This window comes from Tomitella biformata AHU 1821 (genome assembly GCF_000524475.1).
Taxonomy (GTDB): Bacteria; Actinomycetota; Actinomycetes; order Mycobacteriales; family Mycobacteriaceae; genus Tomitella; species Tomitella biformata.
In genome coordinates, this window is sequence record NZ_BAVQ01000043.1 from 106960 (window position 1) to 123945 (window position 16986).

The 16986-nt window shown below is 67.8% G+C and carries 16 protein-coding genes and 1 other RNA gene; 6 read left to right on the forward strand and 11 right to left on the reverse strand.

What is annotated here, in order from left to right; genetic code table 11:
• Positions 1-158: 158 nt before the first annotated feature.
• A complete protein-coding gene (locus tag TBIF_RS14265) occupies positions 159-920 on the reverse strand; it encodes a DsbA family protein (protein ID WP_024795458.1) in 762 nt (253 codons plus the stop codon).
• Complete coding sequence (locus TBIF_RS14270; protein ID WP_024795459.1) at positions 921-1430, reverse strand: MauE/DoxX family redox-associated membrane protein; 510 nt, start codon at positions 1428-1430, stop codon at positions 921-923.
• 131 nt (positions 1431-1561) lie between these two features.
• Between TBIF_RS14270 and TBIF_RS14275 the strand changes: the two genes are divergently transcribed.
• Complete coding sequence (locus TBIF_RS14275; RefSeq protein ID WP_038171311.1) at positions 1562-2833, forward strand: Nramp family divalent metal transporter; 1272 nt, start codon at positions 1562-1564, stop codon at positions 2831-2833.
• 17 nt (positions 2834-2850) lie between these two features.
• Here the strand turns inward: TBIF_RS14275 and TBIF_RS14280 are convergent, their stop codons facing one another.
• Positions 2851-4407 carry a helix-turn-helix domain-containing protein gene (locus tag TBIF_RS14280; protein WP_024795461.1) on the reverse strand — a complete coding sequence of 519 codons (1557 nt, stop codon included), beginning with the start codon at positions 4405-4407 and terminating at the stop codon, positions 2851-2853.
• Positions 4408-4549: 142 nt separating this feature from the next.
• On the opposite strand from TBIF_RS14280, the gene TBIF_RS14285 reads away from it, so the two are divergent.
• Both TBIF_RS14285 and codB read left to right on the forward strand, forming a co-directional pair.
• Entirely contained in the window at positions 4550-5014 is a 465-nt protein-coding gene (locus tag TBIF_RS14285; RefSeq protein WP_024795462.1) for a nucleoside deaminase, read from the forward strand.
• Complete coding sequence (gene codB / locus TBIF_RS14290; RefSeq protein WP_024795463.1) at positions 5011-6345, forward strand: cytosine permease; 1335 nt, start codon at positions 5011-5013, stop codon at positions 6343-6345. Before TBIF_RS14285 ends, codB begins: the two co-directional genes overlap by 4 nt.
• 64 nt (positions 6346-6409) lie before the next feature.
• Here the strand turns inward: codB and ssrA are convergent.
• Positions 6410-6781: a transfer-messenger RNA gene (ssrA, locus tag TBIF_RS25000) on the reverse strand.
• Positions 6782-6941: 160 nt separating this feature from the next.
• Between ssrA and TBIF_RS14295 the strand changes: the two genes are divergently transcribed.
• Positions 6942-9068: a hypothetical protein gene (locus TBIF_RS14295; protein WP_038171231.1), complete on the forward strand. Its 2127-nt coding sequence runs from the start codon at positions 6942-6944 to the stop codon at positions 9066-9068.
• Positions 9069-9112: 44 nt separating this feature from the next.
• On the opposite strand, the gene smpB is transcribed toward TBIF_RS14295, so the two are convergent.
• From smpB to prfB, 6 genes are all read right to left on the reverse strand, one after another.
• Complete coding sequence (gene smpB / locus TBIF_RS14300) at positions 9113-9622, reverse strand: SsrA-binding protein SmpB (RefSeq protein ID WP_024795465.1); 510 nt, start codon at positions 9620-9622, stop codon at positions 9113-9115.
• Positions 9623-9633: 11 nt separating this feature from the next.
• Positions 9634-10536 carry a permease-like cell division protein FtsX gene (ftsX, locus tag TBIF_RS14305; protein ID WP_024795466.1) on the reverse strand — a complete coding sequence of 301 codons (903 nt, stop codon included), beginning with the start codon at positions 10534-10536 and terminating at the stop codon, positions 9634-9636.
• Between the two features lie 57 nt (positions 10537-10593).
• On the reverse strand, positions 10594-11283 hold the full coding sequence (ftsE, locus tag TBIF_RS14310; protein ID WP_024795467.1) for a cell division ATP-binding protein FtsE: 690 nt from the start codon (positions 11281-11283) through the stop codon (positions 10594-10596).
• Between the two features lie 78 nt (positions 11284-11361).
• Entirely contained in the window at positions 11362-11877 is a 516-nt protein-coding gene (locus tag TBIF_RS24540) for an Rv3103c transmembrane domain-containing protein (RefSeq protein WP_024795468.1), read from the reverse strand.
• Positions 11874-12797, reverse strand: a complete 924-nt coding sequence (locus TBIF_RS14320; RefSeq protein ID WP_024795469.1) for a mechanosensitive ion channel family protein — start codon at positions 12795-12797, stop codon at positions 11874-11876. Before TBIF_RS14320 ends, TBIF_RS24540 begins: the two co-directional genes overlap by 4 nt.
• A 5-nt stretch (positions 12798-12802) precedes the next feature.
• On the reverse strand, positions 12803-13921 hold the full coding sequence (gene prfB, locus TBIF_RS14325) for a peptide chain release factor 2 (protein ID WP_024795470.1): 1119 nt from the start codon (positions 13919-13921) through the stop codon (positions 12803-12805).
• A 58-nt stretch (positions 13922-13979) separates the two neighbouring features.
• On the opposite strand from prfB, the gene hisN reads away from it, so the two are divergent.
• Positions 13980-14759, forward strand: a complete 780-nt coding sequence (gene hisN, locus TBIF_RS14330) for a histidinol-phosphatase (RefSeq protein ID WP_207164732.1) — start codon at positions 13980-13982, stop codon at positions 14757-14759.
• Here hisN and TBIF_RS14335 read toward each other — a convergent pair.
• A complete protein-coding gene (locus tag TBIF_RS14335; protein ID WP_235174744.1) occupies positions 14756-15424 on the reverse strand; it encodes a phosphoribosylanthranilate isomerase in 669 nt (222 codons plus the stop codon). The genes hisN and TBIF_RS14335 overlap by 4 nt on opposite strands.
• Before the next feature lie 126 nt (positions 15425-15550).
• Between TBIF_RS14335 and TBIF_RS14340 the strand changes: the two genes are divergently transcribed.
• The gene (locus tag TBIF_RS14340; protein ID WP_038171234.1) at positions 15551-16945 is read left to right on the forward strand and encodes an acyl-CoA dehydrogenase family protein; all 1395 of its coding nucleotides are present in this window, start codon (positions 15551-15553) and stop codon (positions 16943-16945) included.
• Positions 16946-16986: the final 41 nt, after the last annotated feature.

The following is a 16986-nucleotide window of genomic DNA, read 5'->3' on the forward strand; positions in this document are numbered from 1 at the left end:
TTACTTGTTCATCCTACTTCAGGCTCGCACCGCCACCTAACTGCGGTCCGCCACATCGCGGTTTCGGGCTGGGCCCTGCACCTCGTTGCCTAAGCGAAGTTACACCATGCCCGCGCCGCCGACCAAATCAGCGACGCGGGCATGGGACTTCGGTCACGCTAGCCGATGATGTCGGTCAGCCACGCGCCGTTGCTCGGGTCGATCTTGTCGCCGCCGTTGAACACGGACGGCGTGCTGACCTGGCCGCCGGTCTTCTTCGAGAGCTCGTTGGTGCTGAACTCCGCGGATGTGGCGGCGGCGTCGACGTTCGCGCCGGTGGAGACGCACTCCACCGTGGCATCGTCGGCACCGGCGGCCTTCGCCAATGCGGCCAGGTCCTCGTTGGAGTGGTCCGTGGGGCCCCCCTCCGCGGGCTGGACGCCCTGGACGAACAACTGGGAGTGGTAGGCGGTGAATGCGGCGCGGTTGCCGCTGTCCGCGATGCACTGGGCGCCGGCCGCGGCGCGCGTCGAGTAGTCGCCGGAGGCCGACGACTTGTTCAGGAAGTTGAGCATGTGGAATCGGACGGCGATCTTGCCGTCTTCGATGGCCTGCGTGACGTCCGCGCCATACTGCGCCTCGAAGCCCGCGCACGCGGGGCACATGAAGTCCTCGTAGATGTCGAGGGTCACGGGGACGTCCTGGTTGCCGGAGCGGATGATGCCGTTGCTCATCAGCTGCACCTCGGCCGCGGTCGGGGTGCCGTAGTCGACCACCAGGGCTTCGTCGCTCTTCTTCCCCGGGAGCACCACGAAGATAATGATCAACGCGATGATGGCCACCACTGCGACGCCACCCAGGATGTAGGTGAGGTTGCTGTCCTCCTTATTGGAGCCCAGCTTCGCGGCGTTGTACTTCTTGGGGGGCTTGTTCGAGGTCACCTAGTCAGTCCTTTGGTATTGGTTGGCCGGTTCGAGTTCTTCATATTCTTCCAGGGCCGGACGCGAGCCCGCCCCCAGCGACCAAGTGCTGCGGGGGAATACTGCCAGCCAGCCGGCCAACGCCAGGAATCCGACGTCGCGGAGGATCTCCACGCCATAGGTCCGCCAGTTCGCCGAGGCGTCCTCGCCCCCGCCGCCGAAGCAGCCGCAATCGATCTGCAGCCCGCGCACCCAGGCTGAGGCCACGCCCGCGATCAAGATCGCCAGCAGCAGGGCAGAGGCGATGGCGGACCAACGCGTGGCCAGGCCGATGAGCAACAACACCCCCAGCGCGAGCTCTAGCGACGGCAATCCGATGGCAACGGCCTGAACCGCCGGCTCGGGCAGCAATCGATACGCGCGCACGGCGAGAAGAGTCTGCGCGGGGTCAGACGCCTTCGCCCAGCCCGACGCCAGCCAGACAGCGGCCAGGCCAAGGCGAGCTAGCAGGCTGACAACACGTATCCACACGCAGCCGACGATACCGACTAGGAGCCTCGCGGTGCGGGACGGCATCATCAATTTCACGTCGCCGACTCGTTATTCGTATGGCCATTGCGATAGAGTTCGTGTCACCGAACTTTGCTGTACTGGAGGTGATCATGGAGCCGACGCTTGCCGTCACGCCATCGGTTTCCGAGCACGACGGCTCAACGCCGTCGCGGAAACAACCGCGGATTATCGGCATGCTCGGCCCGGCCTTCGTCGCGGCGATCGCGTACGTGGACCCCGGCAACGTCGCCGCAAACGTCACAGCGGGCGCGAAATACGGCTTCCTGCTCCTGTGGGTCCTCGTCGCCGCAAACGCCATGGCGGTGCTGGTGCAGTACCTGTCCGCGAAGCTCGCCCTGGTCTCCGGCCGCTCGCTCTCCGAGCTGCTCGGCCTACGAATGGGCACGCACGGTCGCCGCGCATTCTGGGCGCAGGCTGCGATCGGCGCCATCGCGACCGACGTCGCCGAGGTCATCGGCGGCGCCATCGCCCTGCACCTGCTGTTCGGCCTACCCCTCGTATGGGGCGGCGTGCTCACCGGCGTGGTCTCCATGGTCATCCTTGCCATCCAGAATCGTAGGGGCCCACGGCATTTCGAGTTTGTCATTATGGCGATGCTCGCGATCATCGCGCTCGGCTTCACCTGCGGCCTACTCTTCGTCGACGCCTCCCCCAGCGCCGTCCTCGGCGGCCTGGTGCCCCGCTTCGAGAACTCCGAGACCCTGCTGCTCGCGGCCGGCATGCTCGGCGCCACCGTCATGCCGCACGCCATCTACCTGCATTCCGCCCTGGCCCGCGACCGCCACGGCCAGCCAGAGAAGGGCCCCGCGCTCCGACGACTGCTCAAGGCCACCAAATGGGACGTCGGCATCGCGCTCGTGATCGCCGGCTCCGTCAATATCGCGCTGCTGGTGCTGGCCGGCGCCGCCCTCTACGGGCAATCCGGCACCGACACCATTGAGGGCGCGCACAGCGCGATCGTCGCAGCCTTGGGCCCTGCCGTCGGCGTCATCTTCGCCGTCGGCCTGCTGGCGTCCGGGTTGGCCTCGACCTCCGTCGGCTCCGCGGCCGGCGCCGAGATCATGCAGGGCCTGCTCAAGGTCAAGGTGCCGCTGCTCGCCCGGCGCTGCGTCACCCTCGCCCCAGCCCTGGTTCTGTTAGCGCTCGGCGCGGAGCCCACACATGCGCTGATCATCAGCCAGGTGGTGCTCAGCTTCTGCATCCCATTCGCGCTCATCCCGCTGGTGCGCCTCACCTCGGACCGCGATGTGATGGGCGAGTACCGCAACAACCTGCTGGTGCGCACCGCCGGCTGGCTGACGACCGCCGTCATCGCGGCGCTGAACGTGGCGCTGATCGTGCTGACGTTCACGGGGCTCTAGCTCCCCCACCAGTCCCCTCACCGCAGGGGGCGCTCGAACGCGGCCTGCGGGTCGAGACCCGTCCGCATGCGCCACGCGATGAGGGCAAGCCCGAGGCCCGCCAACTGTGTCGGGTCATCGAGCGAGGCGCCCAGCAGATTCTCCAGGCGCGCCAATCGCGCATAGAGGGACTGACGGCGGATCCCCAGCCGGAGGGCGGTCTCGGACTTGCTGCCCCGGTTCGCGAGCAGAGCGTCGAGGGTCCGCACGAGGTCTGCGGAATGCTCTGTGTCATAGGCGATCACAGCGCCCAGTTGCTCCGCGATGTATGCAGTGAGCGTGGCCGGCTCCACATCGGACCCGAGCATCCGTTGGATCCCGACGTCCCGCGCAAGGATCACCCCGGTCCTGGTGCCGAACCGACGAGCGATCTGGACGACCTCGCGTGACTGGCCGACTGCCGCCGAGATGTCGGACAGCTGCTGGACCGGCGCCGCCACCCCCACCGCGCGCACAGCCGCACCGCCGGGGCCGCCGCGCAGCACACCGTCGACCTCGACAAAGGCGGCCCGCACCCGTGCAGGGGCTGCGGGCAGCCAGCCCTGGGCCAGCACCACGACGTGGTTGGCGGTCACCCCCACCAGGCAGCGACCGAGCACCGCCTGGACCGCCTCCCGGACCGGGTTCGAGAGCTCGCGGACCGGTGTCCGCTGATCGATGTCGACGGCGGCGACGAGCACATGCTGGCCCTCCAGCGGCGTCCAGCCAGCCGCGGCTAAACGCTCGGACAGGTCAGCGTGCGAGGTGAGGACACCACCAACCAGGTCGGTGATTACCGACTGGGCGAGCGACTGGCGTGGACCGAGGTCGGGGTGGCGGCCGAGTTCCAGCGCCACCGCGACGGCCGCGCAATTCCCGACCGCCTTGCGTCGCGCGGTCGCCCGCCCATTCAGGACGAGCCGGCCGAGTGAGCCGGTGGGTCCGCGGACGTCAAGAGCCATGTGCTCGGCACCCGCCTCCCCACCCTCCGAGCCCACGCCCCTGCCGCGCTCGATCACCCGACCTTCCTCGTCGAGGAGGTCGACGCCACAGTCTCCGAGGCGAGCGACCCTGTTGAGCAGCGCGGTCATCCCCTGCCCCGCCACGACAAGATCGAGGAGCTCCCGCCAGACCGCCTCGCTGGTCCGCGCCGAGCCCAGCCTGCGGCGGAGCAGCAGGTCGTGGAAGTCCTCGCCCATCCGCTCGAACGGCACCACCGCGCGCAGGACCAAGAACACCAAGTCGCGGCGTCGAGCAGCCTCCACCAGCTCAGGCGGTGCCGCGAGGAACGAGCGCCCCACCTCCATCGCCAGCGCAACACAGCCCGCGTCGGCCACCAGGTCGAGATACGCGGTGAGTTGCTCGGGCGACCGCCCGTGGAGTCCGAGGCCCGTCGTGAGGAGGAGTTCCCCGCCGGCGAGCAGCCCGCCCATCTCGTACACCTCGGAGGAGTGGACCCAGCGGACCACCGTGGTGTCCGGGGAGCCCGCCAGCACCTCGATGTCGGCGGCCTTGAAGGACGGCAGCGCCAAGACCTCACGCAGTGTGGGCAGCATTACTTCATTTTCGGCCAGGGGGACAGTTCGTCATAGGGTGACTTCTGCCGAACTGACAGGTTGTCCCTTGGCAGCCCACTGCACCCCTGGCCAGACTGTGACACAGGCCATACCCACCTCATCGAAGTCGCCAGGAGCCCACATGAGCAATCCCGCACCGTCCGACGCACACTTCCTCGAACTCGCCATCGAACAGGCGAGGATCGGCTGGGAGGAGGGTGGGGTGCCGATCGGCGCGGCACTGGTCCACAACGGCGAGGTCCTCGCCGTCGGCCGCAACCGCCGGGTCCAGATGAACAGCGCGATCCGGCACGGCGAGACAGACTGCATCGAGCAGGCTGGCCGGCTCCCGGCCTCCGTCTACCGCAATTCTGTCCTCTACACGACCCTGTCGCCGTGCTACATGTGCGCGGGGACCGCGCGGCTGTATGAGATCCCGCGCATCGTGGTCGGCGAGAACCGCTCATTCGAGGTCTCCGAGGGGTGGCTGCGCAGCGCCGGCCTCCAGGTCGACGTCGTCGACGACGCCGAGTGCGTCGCGCTCATGGAACGCATGCTGGCCGAGCGCCCGAGCGTATGGCTCGAGGACATCGGCGAGGAGGCATGAGCAGCGTCGACGACCCAGTGGCCGTCGACACGGGTCCGCCCGCCCACATAGCCCCCGCGGACCCCATCGACCCGGACTACCCCGTCTCGCCAGTTCCGCTCAGCGCGCGCAAGTCCTTCTTCTCGATGGCCGTGGTGCTGCTGGGGTTCACCATCTTCACCCCGACGATGTTGGCCGGAGCGACACTCGGCACGGCCTTCTCATTCGGAAAGCTGATGATCGTGATCGCCGCCGGCTCGGCGATCTTGGGCGTGTATGTCGCGATGATGGGCTACGTCGGGGCCCGCACGGGGCTCACCACGGTCGTGATGGCGCGCTACAGCTTCGGCACCAGCGGGTCCAAGCTCGCCTCGCTGCTGCTCGGCGGGACCCAGATCGGGTGGTACGGCGTCATCATCGGCACTATCGGCGCACTCACCGCGCAAGCCCTGGGCTGGGAGTCATACTCCGCCCGTGCCGCGGTGATGATCGCGGCGAGCGTGCTGATGTGCGTCACCGCGTGCTACGGATACCGCGGGATGTACTGGGTGTCCTTGGTCTCGACGCCGCTGATCATCGCGCTGGCGTGCTGGGTCGTGTCGAAGTCCCTCGACGAGGTCGGCGGGTTCTCCGGACTGACCTCGGCGACGCCCACGACCACGATGACGATCACACTTGCGATCACCACGGTGGTGGGCACCTTCGTGTCGGCCGGGACGCAGGCGCCCAACTGGACCCGTTTCGCCCGCTCCGGATCGCAGGCGGCGTGGGCGTGCGTGATCGGCTTCCTCCTCGGCAACGGGATGATGATCCTGTTCGGGGCCATCGGCGCCATCACCTTCCACGAGGGCGACTTCGTTCTGGTGCTCTACAACCTCGGCCTGGTTGGCTGGGGCCTGGTGCTGCTGTTCGGCAACTTGTGGAAGAGCAACGCCGACACCGCCTACGCCTTCGGAGTGGCCGGCGCCGAGATGTTCCGGAACCCGCGCAAGACCCCATTCATCATCGGGGGTTGCGTGATCGGCACCGTGCTCGCGCTCACCGGCGTGCACAACCACCTCGTCGACTACCTGAGCCTGCTCGGCACCTTCATCCCCCCGCTGGGCGGCGTGATCATCGGAGACTTCCTGTGCCGCTGGCGCCGCGGTATCCCCGAGGACCACACCCCGCAGCCGATGCACTGGCGCAACCTCGGCGTCTACGCCATCGCCACGATTCTCGCGTGGCTCTCCGGCGAGCTCGAGATCGGGATCCCCCCGCTGATCGGCATCGTGGCGGCCATCGCCCTGACGGTCGGCCTGCACCGGCTCTTCGCCGCGCCGAAGGACGCAGACCAAGAGATCCCCGCCTGACAGCAAGCAGCGGAGCAGAAAAAAGCCAGGCCAGAGAGTGTGGAAACACTCTCTGGCCTGGCTGTTGTGGAGCTGCCGGGAATCGAACCCGGGTCCTCCGCCATTTCTCCAAGGCTTCTCCGTGTGCAGTTCGCTAAGCCTCTACTTGGATCTCCGGTTCTCGCGAACAAGTCCGGATGACGATCCCAGTCGCTGTTTGGCGTCCCGCACCACCCCGCGACCGGGTGGATAGGTAAAGCTCTCTAGCTGATGCCAGCACCCGGATCGAGAGCGAACCCGGACTGACAGATCTACACGGGCTGCTTAGGCAGCGAGCGTGAGATCGCGCTGATTGGTATCGGCGCTTATTGGTTTGCAGCGACGCTTACGGTGGTCTCCTGCCTGCACCGACACGCTTCCCTTGAATCTATGTACGCAGTCGAAACCGTTCAGCCCCGTACATCCGCACAACTGCATGCGGATACCCCACTGTAGACCCTTCCGCCCGCAAATTCACCCCACCACCCGTGGCGGACTACCGGCTGGACCACTTCCCATGTTAGACATGACCATTGTCACACCTGGCCGAGCGTCCAACAATCTGGAAGTCGAGAGAGATGCGCCTATCCCCGTTAAGGCTGGCCACGTTGGCCGCATCGGCGTTGATGGTCGTCGGCGGGGCCACAGTGGCTGTCGCCGCACCCGCAGCGCCCCCCGCCAACCCGGGCGGCAACGCTGGCGGAGCCTCCGTGTTGTCGCCGATCCCGGGCCAGGGCCCGGCCACCGATCCGGTCTACGGCCTGGCGGGCGGCTGCTACGCGCTCGCGGCGAGCACCGGCGGCTTCATCCAGCGTGCGGGCGACGGCTACGCGGCATCAGCTGACAGCGCCGGGGCCGAGTCCTTCCGCGCGCAGGCCGCGCAGCTCGGCCGGTTTCTGTTCTTCGGCAGCGATGAGGCGATGATCGCCGCGAACTCCGGCGCGGTAGTCGCGTCCGCCGCTGCGGGGCCCGGCGCCGACTGGACCGTCGCCTACGCGGACGGCGCGTACACAATCGCCAGCACCGCGTCGGGCGAGCGTCTAGGCGTCGTCCCCGGCTCCGACGCTCTGGTGGTGCTCGGCCTCGACGCCACGAAGGCCGACGGCGAGTTCCAACTGACGACGGCCAGCGGCTGCGCCACGTTCCCCGAGGCCGGGGTCAACGCGACCGGCGCCCCCTTCACCGGCACCGATGCCAACGGAAACCTGCAGGGCTACGCAGACACCCACGTCCACCAGGCCACACAGGGATTCATCGGCGGGATGGTGCACTGCGGGCATCCCTATGACCCGCTGGGCATCACCGTCGCCCTGAAGGACTGCGCGGACCATGGGGCCAGCGGCGAGACGGCGCTGCTGGAGAAGATCCTCTCCGGAGATGACCCGCTCGCGCCGCACGACACCGCCGGCTGGCCGAACTTCGAGCACAACCCCACGGCGGGCACGCAGACCCACGAGCAGACTTACTACCGCTCCGTGGAGCGCTCGTGGCGTGGCGGCCAGCGCATCCACACGAACCTGTTCGTGACTAACGACGTGCTGTGCGAGCTGTATCCGCTCAAGGACACCACCTGCAACGGCATGGAGGTTATGCGGATCCAGTACCGGCAGCTCCATGATCTGCAGGACTATATAGACGCCCAGTACGGCGGGCCGGGCCGCGGCTGGTTCCGCATCGTCACCACTTTTGAACAGGGCCGCGAGGTCATCGAGTCCGGCCGACTCGCCGTCGTCATGGGTGTGGAGATCTCCGACCTGTTCGGCTGCACGATCACGGACGGAGTCCCGCAGTGCGACGAGGCGGACATCGACGCCGGCCTCGACGAGCTGCAGGAGCTGGGCATCCAGCAGATTGTGCTGGTGCACAAGTTCGACAACGCCCTCGGCGGCACCCGGATGGACTCCGACTTCAATGGCCTGGCCGTGAACATCGGCAACTTCATCGCCACCGGCCGATTCTGGCAGGTCGAGCCGTGCACCACCGAGCTTGAGGACAACGCGCAGCCGATCGCCATCCCCGGCGCGGACGCGCTGACAGGGGCACTCCCCGCGGGTGTCACCGTGCCCGTCTATCCGGCCGGCCACAACTGCAATGCGGTGGGCCTGACCGGCCTTGGCGACTACGCGGTGCGCGGCATGGTCGACCGCGGCATAACGGTGGACCTCGACCACCTCTCGGCGAAGGCCTCCGACCAGGTGCTCAACATCCTGGAGGAGACCAGGTACCCGCGGGTGATATCGAGCCACAGCTGGACTGACAAGCGCAACTTCCAGCGCATCTTGGCGCTGGGCGGCTTCGTCGGCGCCTACGCGAACGGCATGGACGAGATGCCCGAGAACCGCGGCCGCGACGCCGGCTTCGTCGAGAACTGGAAGTACACCCGCGCGCACAGTGACCCGTCGCGCCTGTTCGGCTTCGGCTATGGCTCAGACACCAACGGGTTCGCCCCCCAGGCCGCGGCGCGGGAGACCGCCACCGCCCCGCCGGTGACCTACCCGTTCACCGCGTTCGACGGCACTGTCCTGGACCGGAACCAGATGGGCAGCCGGACCTTCGACATCAATACGGACGGCCGCGCCCAGTACGGCCTGACCCCCGATTGGATCGAGGACGGCCGCCTGGTCGCGGGCGCCCAGGGCTCGCAGTTCCAAGCGGACATGGCCAACGGCGCAGAGGCCTACCTGCGCACGTGGGAAGGCCGCTAGAGCGCGAGCATTGCGCGGACGACGAAGCGCGAGGCGATACGCGACTAGCTGCGCATGCCCTTGATCCGCCGGCCCAGCTCGCGGGTCACCTCGCGCTCGGCGGTGCGCCGGGCCAGGTCATGGCGCTTGTCGTAGTCCTGCTTGCCGCGGGCCAGGGCCAGCTCGACCTTGACCTTGCCGCCGGAGAAGTACATCGACAGCGGGACCAGCGTCAGGCTGCCCTCCTTGGTCTTGCCGATGAGCAGCTCGATCTGCCGGCGATGCAGCAGCAGCTTGCGGACCCGCCGCGGCGCGTGGTTGGTCCACGTGCCGTGCGAGTACTCGGGGATGTGCAGCCCACGCAGCCAGATCTCGCCGTTGTCGACGGTCGCGAACGCGTCGACCAGCGAGGCCTTCCCCTCACGCAAGCTCTTGACCTCGGTGCCGACCAGCGCGATACCGGCCTCGTAGGTGTCGAGCACCTCGTAGTTGTGCCGCGCCTTCTTATTCCTCGCGATGGTCCGCTGCTTGACAGGGACCTCGGCCTTCTTCTTCTCGGCCCGCTGAACACTCATTTTTGCCATGGTTACTCCCGAACGTACAGGCGCAGCGTGACCCACGCGGTCAGACCTGCGAACACCACGCCCAGACCGATGAGGATCGGCGAGATCAGGCCGATGTCGGCATTGGTGATCTGCGCGAACGTGTTGGAACGGTATATCTCCGCGAGGACGTCGTCGAGGAAGATGTTCTTCGCGACGAACAGCCCGCCGATGGCCAGTCCGGCGCCGATCAGCGCGGCGACCACGGCCTCGAGCAGGAACGGCAGCTGGGTGAACCAGCGCGAGGCGCCCACGAGGCGCATCACACCGACCTCCGTCTTCCGGCTGTACGCCGCGATCTGGATCATGTTGGCCATCAGCAAGATGGCGCCCAGGCCCTGCACCAGCGCCACCGCGAACGCCGCGTTGCGCACACCGTTGAGCACCGAGATCAGCTGGTCCACCAGCTCCTTCTCAGTGCGGATGCTGTCCACGCCGGGTCGCTCGGAGAACTCGGACCGGATCTCCGCGAAGCGGTCCGGGTCCGGCACCTTGAGGCGGAACGACGACGTCAGAGTGTCCGGGTCCAGCAAGGCCAGCATCTCGGAGTCGTTCTTGAACGTCTCCTTGAACATCTCGTTCGCGGCCTCTTGGTCCACGAAGCGGACGCTCTCCACGCCGGGGGTGTTCTCGAGGTCCGAGCGGAGCGTCGCGCACGTCGTGTCGGAGCAGGTGGGGTCGAGCAGCGTGACGTCGAGCGTCAAGTAGACCTCGATCTCCACGCGGTCCATGTAGAGCGCTTGGGTCTCGTTGCTCATCCGCACCACCAGGAGGCCGCTGCCCAGCAGGCCGAGCGAGATCGCTGTCGTGATGACCATCGCGATGGTCATGGTGATGTTTCGGCGTAATCCGCTGAGGACTTCGCTGATGATGAAATTCACGCGCATGTGGTGTGGTCTCCGGTTCGTGTCTAAGTCGTCGTATCGAGCTTGCCGGCTGGCGGGTTATCTGCCGACGCCGTAGACGCCTCTCGCCTCGTCGCGGATGACCTTGCCCAGCTGCAGCTCGATCACGCGCCGGCGCATCGAGTCCACGATCTCGTGATCGTGCGTGGCCATGAGCACCGTCGTGCCGGTGCGGTTGATCCGGTCCAGCAGCAGCATGATGTCGCCGCTGGTGTCCGGGTCGAGGTTGCCAGTGGGCTCGTCCGCCAGCAGCAGCAGCGGCCGGTTGACGAATGCGCGCGCGATGGCGACGCGCTGCTGCTCGCCGCCAGAGAGCTCATGCGGCAGCCGGTGCGCCTTGCCCGAGAGCCCGACGAGGTCGAGCACCTCGGGCACTACCTTCGCGATCGCGTCCGGGCGCTTGCCGATCACCTCGAGCGCGAAGGCCACGTTGTCCTGCACGGACTTCTGCTGCAGCAGCCGGAAATCCTGGAACACGCAGCCCACCACCTGGCGGAGCTTCGGCACGCGGCGACTGGAGAGTTTGTTCACATGAAACTCGCCCAGGTGCACATCACCCGAGGTGGGAACCTCGTCCTTGAGCAACAGCTTGAGGAAAGTCGACTTCCCAGAGCCCGACGGGCCGATGAGAAAGGCGAACTCGCCCTTGTCGATCTTGACGTTCACCTTGTCCAAAGCCGGCCGCGTTGACGTGCGATATGACTTGGAGACGTTCTCGAGACGGATCACGGAGAGCCAGTCTAGCCATGTTCTCAAATCTTGCCGATGAGACGCGCGGCCGGACTCCGATCAGGGCGTGCACGGGGATCAGGGCGTGGTGGGCGGCGCAGACGTCGGGGCCGCACTGGTCGGCTCCGTCGTGCCACGTTCCGTCCCGTCCGCGGGTGGGGCCGACTGCGACGGCTCCGCGGTCGTCGGCGTCGCACCCTCTGCACCCGTCGGAGCCTCCTTGCTGCTCGGCTCAATCGAGGACGTGGGAGTCGGTGTCGCGGTGGTCCGCGGCCGCTCCGTGGTGGCGGACGACCCGCTCGTGTCGGCGGGGGCCGTCTTGTCCTCTTGCTGCTCGGAGGTCGGCGCCGGAGCGGGCGGCCCGACGGTGGGCGCCGGGCGCAACGTTTGGTACAGCCACAGCACGCCGAGGAACGCCACGATGAGCACGACGGTGGAGATCCGGATCCGGTTGTAGATCCGGCCGTTCGCGAAGATCTGGCGCGGCGGCTTGCGGAGTCGGACCCCGAGCTCCCCCATCCACCGCTGCAGTTCCTGCCACCGCCTGCGCCTGGCCTCGGGCGGGTGCTCGGGTGCGGACTGGTCCCCGGTCATTCCTTGTCCTCCTGCGCCACGCTCATGGGCTGGCTCGTGGGCTGGCTCGCGGTCTCCATAATGTCGGGCACGATGATGCCGTAGCGGAGCAGTGCCCTGGCCACCCGCACTCGGAGCTCGCGGCCCACCTCGAACTGCTTACCGGGCAGAGTCCGCGCGACCATCCGCAGATGCACGGCGTCCACCGTCAGGGACTCGATGCCCATCACCGTCGGCGCGTCGAGCAGGTACTTGTTCAGCTTCTTGTCCTCAAACGCCGCCTCCCCCACCTCGATCAGCACGTCTGTCACATGGTTGACGTCGGCGTTCGGCGGCACCGGCACGTCGATCACCGAGCGCGCCCAGTCCCGCGAGAGGTTTGAGGCCTTGACAATCTGCCCGTTCGGAATGGTGATGACCTCGCCATCCGCGTTGCGCAGGCGGGTGTAGCGCAGCGTCACGTCCTCCACCGTGCCCTCGGCGGGCTCGATGCCGCTCGGCACCACGATCGAGACGACGTCCCCGTAGCCGTACTGGCGCTCCGTGATGATGAAGAAGCCTGCGAGGAAGTCCTGCACAATCCGCTGGGCGCCGAAGCCCAGGCCCGCGCCCAGCACCGTCGCGGGCGCGACGAGGCTGGTGATGGGCACCCCGAAGCGCGCCACGATGTTCAAGATCGCGACGATGGCGACCACACCGATCGTGACATAGCTGATGACCTGCGTCATCGCGTGGTTGTGCTTGGACCGCTCAGTGCGCACCAACTGGTCGCTGCCCTGGAACTTGCGGTCGATCCGCGCGGTGATGCGGTTGCCGCCCCATTTCACAAAGCGGCACAGCAGCACCGCGCCAAGCGCGATCAGCAGGATCTGCAGCGCCTCGGTCTGGAACCAGTGCTTGATGTCCGACGTCGGACCGAACACTCCGCTCGCGAGCACCATCGGGGCTATCCCTCGTGGTCCTGCATGCGCCAGCGAATCCCGGCCTCAAGGAAGCCGTCGATGTCGCCGTCGAGCACACCGGACGGGTTGTTGACCTCGTACTCGGTGCGCAGGTCCTTGACCATCTGGTACGGGTGCAGCACGTAGGAGCGCATCTGGTTGCCCCACGACGCGTTGCCGCCGGCGCCCAACTCCTCCATCGCCGCCTTCTCCTCCTGGCGCTGGCGCTCCATCAGCTTGGACTGGAGGACCTTCATCGCGGCGACCTTGTTCTGGAGCTGCGACTTCTCGTTCTGGCAGGTCACGACGATGCCGGTGGGGATGTGCGTGAGCCGCACGGCGGAGTCGGTGGTGTTCACGGACTGCCCGCCGGGGCCGGAGGAGCGGTAGACGTCCACGCGCACGTCGTTGTCGGCGATCTCGATGGAGTCCTTCGTCTCGACGACCGGCAGCACCTCGACCTCGGCGAAGGAGGTCTGGCGGCGGCCTTGGTTGTCGAACGGGCTGATCCGCACCAGGCGGTGCGTGCCCTGTTCCACGGACAGGGTGCCGTAGGTGTACGGGGCCTTGACGGCGAACGTGGTGCTCTTGATCCCGGCCTCCTCCGCGTAGGAGATGTCGTAGACCTCGACCTTGTAATTGTGCTTCTCGGCCCAGCGGATGTACATGCGCATCAGCATCTGCGCGAAGTCCGCGGCGTCGATGCCGCCGGCGCCGGAGCGGATGTTGATCAGGGCGTCGCGCTCATCGAACTCGCCGGAGAGCAGAGTGCGAACCTCAATCGCCTCGATGTCCTCGCGCAGCGTCGCTCGCTCGGCGTCCGCGTCGGCCAGGGCCGCATCCCGGTCCGCGCCCTCCTCCTCGTCCTCGGCGATCTCGTAGAGAACGGGCAGGTCGTCGAGTCGCTCGCGCAGGGCCTTCACCTTGCGCAGCGTGGCCTGCGCGTACGACAGCTCGCTGGTCACCTTCTGGGCGTGGTCCTGGTCGTTCCAGAGCTCCGGATCCGCGGCCTGATGCTCCAGCTCGTTGATGCGCCGGGCGAGCTCCTCGACATCGAGGACCTTCTCCACGGTCAGCAAGGTGGTGTCGAGCGAGGACAGGTCTGCGGATACGTCAGGGTGCACGATAGTTGAGGCTACCTGCTTCCTCTGGCAAACCCCGCCGGGCGGTACGGTGACGTGCATGTACGCCTCCGATCTGGACCTCGCCCTGCGCCTCGCCAACCGCGCCGACTCCATCACCGGCAAGCGGTTCCGTGCCGACGACCTCAAGGTCAGCGCCAAGCCGGACATGACGCCAGTTTCCGATGCGGACCTCGCGGTGGAGCGCATCATCCGCGACATCCTCGACATCGAGCGCCGTGACGACGCCGTCCTGGGGGAGGAGTTCGGCGGCGACGCGCTGGGCCGCGGCCGCCAGTGGGTGATCGACCCGATCGATGGGACCAAGAACTTCGTGCGCGGCGTCCCCGTGTGGGCCACGCTGATCTCGCTGCTCGAGGACGGTGTGCCGGTGGTCGGCGTCGTCAGCGCCCCGGCCCTCTCGCGTCGCTGGTGGGCCGCGTCGGGCCTGGGCTCGTTCGGGAACTTCGAGGGTGGCCTCGCCCGGCGGCTGTCCGTGTCGACAGTGGCGGAGATGTCCGACGCGAGCCTGTCCTTCTCCAGCCTGAGCGGCTGGCGCGACCGCGGTATCCGCGACCAGTTCATCGCCCTGACCGACGACGTGTGGCGCGTGCGCGGCTACGGCGACTTCCTGTCCTACTGCATGGTGGCCGAGGGCGTCGTGGACATTGCCGCCGAGCCCGAGGTCTCCCTGTGGGACCTCGCCGCGCTCGACGTCCTGGTCCGCGAGGCGGGCGGGCGCTTCACCAACCTCGAGGGCGAGAACGGCCCCGCCGGCGGCAGCGCCATCGCGAGCAACGGGCCCCTGCACGACGCGGTCCTGAGCCGGCTCCAGGCCTAACTGGCGCGCGCGGCGCGAGCCCTCTCCACGAACTCCCGCACCCGCCCCGCGTCCTTATCTCCCCGCACGTCCTCGAGCCCCGAGTTCGCATCAACCCCGGCCGGGCGCACGACGGCGATCGCCTCCGCGACATTCTCGGGCGTGAGCCCGCCCGCCAGGATCACGGGCGCACCGGCCAACTCCCGGATCCGGGCGCTGATCGACCAGTCATGCACCTGCCCCGTCCCGCCGAGCCGCTCCGCGGTGCGCGAGTCCAGCAGCAGCGCGTCGGCGGTCCGCCCCAGCGACGAGATCTCTGCCAGGCCCATCCCGGCCACCACATGCAGCGCCCGCGTGACCCGTCGTCCGAACGCCCCGGCCCGCACCGACGCGGCTGCCGCGTCGTCGACCGGGCCGTGCAGCTGGATGCCCCGTACCCCAATATGGTCGGCCAATGCGAGGATCTGCGCCGGATCCACGAGGTGGGTGACCAGCACGGTCGACGCGTCCGCGGGGGCCAGTGCCACCAGCCGCGACGCCTCGTCCGGAGTCAGCGAATCCTCGCTGAAGTGCGTTGTGCCGCAAATGAATCCGATATCATCAACACCAGCTTCGAGGACGATCATCAGGTCCTCCGCGGACCGGATTCCGCACACCTTCACCCGCATCGCGCCGTCTACGCCCATGCCGTGGACCGTAGCCCAATGCCACGTTCGCCACCCCCTACTAGCGGGTCACCTTACTTTTGAGTAAGATAAGGCGAAAGCCCACACATTCCATGGCCGCGGCCATCGCAGGAACAGCTGGTGACAATGAGCAATAACGGTAAGCCCCCCGTCCAGGACCGTCCGGCGAAGCGCCGTGACGACTCCACTATTGGCAAGAGCCCCGTCAAGCGGGACGCCATCGGCACCGCCATGCGGCTGCTGACCACGATCACCGGATCGCCGCTGGCTGATAAATACAAGATCCGCGAGACCGTCGACCGCGTCGCGTACGAGGGCACCAAGACGGGCTTCCGCACCATCGGCGCGGCGAACCGCATGTTCGCCAAGTCCGGCGGCTCCGATAAGCCGCAGCGCCTCAAGTCCGCGGCCGCCGGCGGCTTCGACGTCACCCCGTCCGAAGAGCAGCAGATGATCGTCGACACCGTCGCCGATTTCGCCGGTGAGATCCTGCGTCCCGCCGCGCACGACGCCGACGCCGCCGCACAGGCCCCCGCCGACCTCCTCGGCCGCGCCGCCGAGCTGGGCGTCACCATGATCAACATCCCCGAGCAGTTCGACGGCGTCGCCGAGGAGCGCGGGGCAGTCACCAACGCGCTGGTCGCCGAGGCCCTCGCGCACGGCGACATGGGCCTGGCCCTGCCGATCCTCGCCCCCAGTGGCGTCGCGGTCGCGTTGACCCAGTGGGGCACTGATGCCCAGCAGCAGACGTACCTGCCCGCCTTCGCCGGCGAGACGGTCCCCGGCGCGGCACTGGTCGTGGCCGAGCCCTGCCCGCTGTTCAACCCGTTCGAGCTGGCCACCAAGGCCGTCCGCTCCCCCGGCGGCTACCGACTGAGCGGCGTCAAGTCCATGGTTCCCGCGGCCGGCACCGCTGAGCTGTTCATCGTCGCCGCCGAGCTGGACGGGCGCCCCGCGTTCTTCATCGTCGAGTCCGGAGCCAAGGGCCTCGTCGTCGAGGCGGACCCGAGCATGGGCCTGCGCGCCGCAGGACTGGGCCGGTTGCTGCTGACCGATGTCTCGGTCCCTGAGACCGCGCTGTTGGGCTCCGCCGATTCCGCCACCCGCGCGCAGGAGTTCTCCGACGCCATCGCGTTGGCCCGCCTCGGCTGGGCCGCGCTCGCCGTCGGCACCGGCCAGGCCGTCCTGGACTACGTGATCCCCTACGTCAACGAGCGCGAGGCGTTCGGCGAGCCCATCAGCCACCGCCAGGCAGTCGCGTTCATGGTCGCCGATATCGCCATCGAGCTCGACGGCCTGCGCCTGGTCACCTACCGCGGCGCCGCGCGCGCCGAGCAGGGGCTCGCATTCAACCGCGAGGCCGCCCTGGCGCGCCGCCTCGCCTCCGAGAAGGGCATGAAGATCGGCCTCGACGGCGTGCAGCTGCTCGGCGGCCACGGCTTCACCAAGGAGCACCCGGTGGAGCGCTGGTACCGCGATCTGCGCGGCATCGGCGTCGCCGAAGGCATCGTCCTGATCTAGCGGCCATCATCTAATTCCCTCCTCCCCAACTCGGAGACACC

Coding starts and splice junctions, on each gene's coding strand:
- TBIF_RS14275 (WP_038171311.1), top strand. CDS start 1,562: ATGGAGCCGACGCTTGCCGTCACGCCATCGGTTTCCGAGCACGACGGC.
- TBIF_RS14280 (WP_024795461.1), bottom strand. CDS start 4,407: ATGCTGCCCACACTGCGTGAGGTCTTGGCGCTGCCGTCCTTCAAGGCC.
- TBIF_RS14285 (WP_024795462.1), top strand. CDS start 4,550: ATGAGCAATCCCGCACCGTCCGACGCACACTTCCTCGAACTCGCCATC.
- codB (WP_024795463.1), top strand. CDS start 5,011: ATGAGCAGCGTCGACGACCCAGTGGCCGTCGACACGGGTCCGCCCGCC.
- TBIF_RS14295 (WP_038171231.1), top strand. CDS start 6,942: ATGCGCCTATCCCCGTTAAGGCTGGCCACGTTGGCCGCATCGGCGTTG.
- smpB (WP_024795465.1), bottom strand. CDS start 9,622: ATGAGTGTTCAGCGGGCCGAGAAGAAGAAGGCCGAGGTCCCTGTCAAG.
- ftsX (WP_024795466.1), bottom strand. CDS start 10,536: ATGCGCGTGAATTTCATCATCAGCGAAGTCCTCAGCGGATTACGCCGA.
- TBIF_RS24540 (WP_024795468.1), bottom strand. CDS start 11,877: ATGACCGGGGACCAGTCCGCACCCGAGCACCCGCCCGAGGCCAGGCGC.
- TBIF_RS14320 (WP_024795469.1), bottom strand. CDS start 12,797: ATGGTGCTCGCGAGCGGAGTGTTCGGTCCGACGTCGGACATCAAGCAC.
- hisN (WP_207164732.1), top strand. CDS start 13,980: ATGTACGCCTCCGATCTGGACCTCGCCCTGCGCCTCGCCAACCGCGCC.
- TBIF_RS14335 (WP_235174744.1), bottom strand. CDS start 15,424: ATGGGCGTAGACGGCGCGATGCGGGTGAAGGTGTGCGGAATCCGGTCC.
- TBIF_RS14340 (WP_038171234.1), top strand. CDS start 15,551: ATGAGCAATAACGGTAAGCCCCCCGTCCAGGACCGTCCGGCGAAGCGC.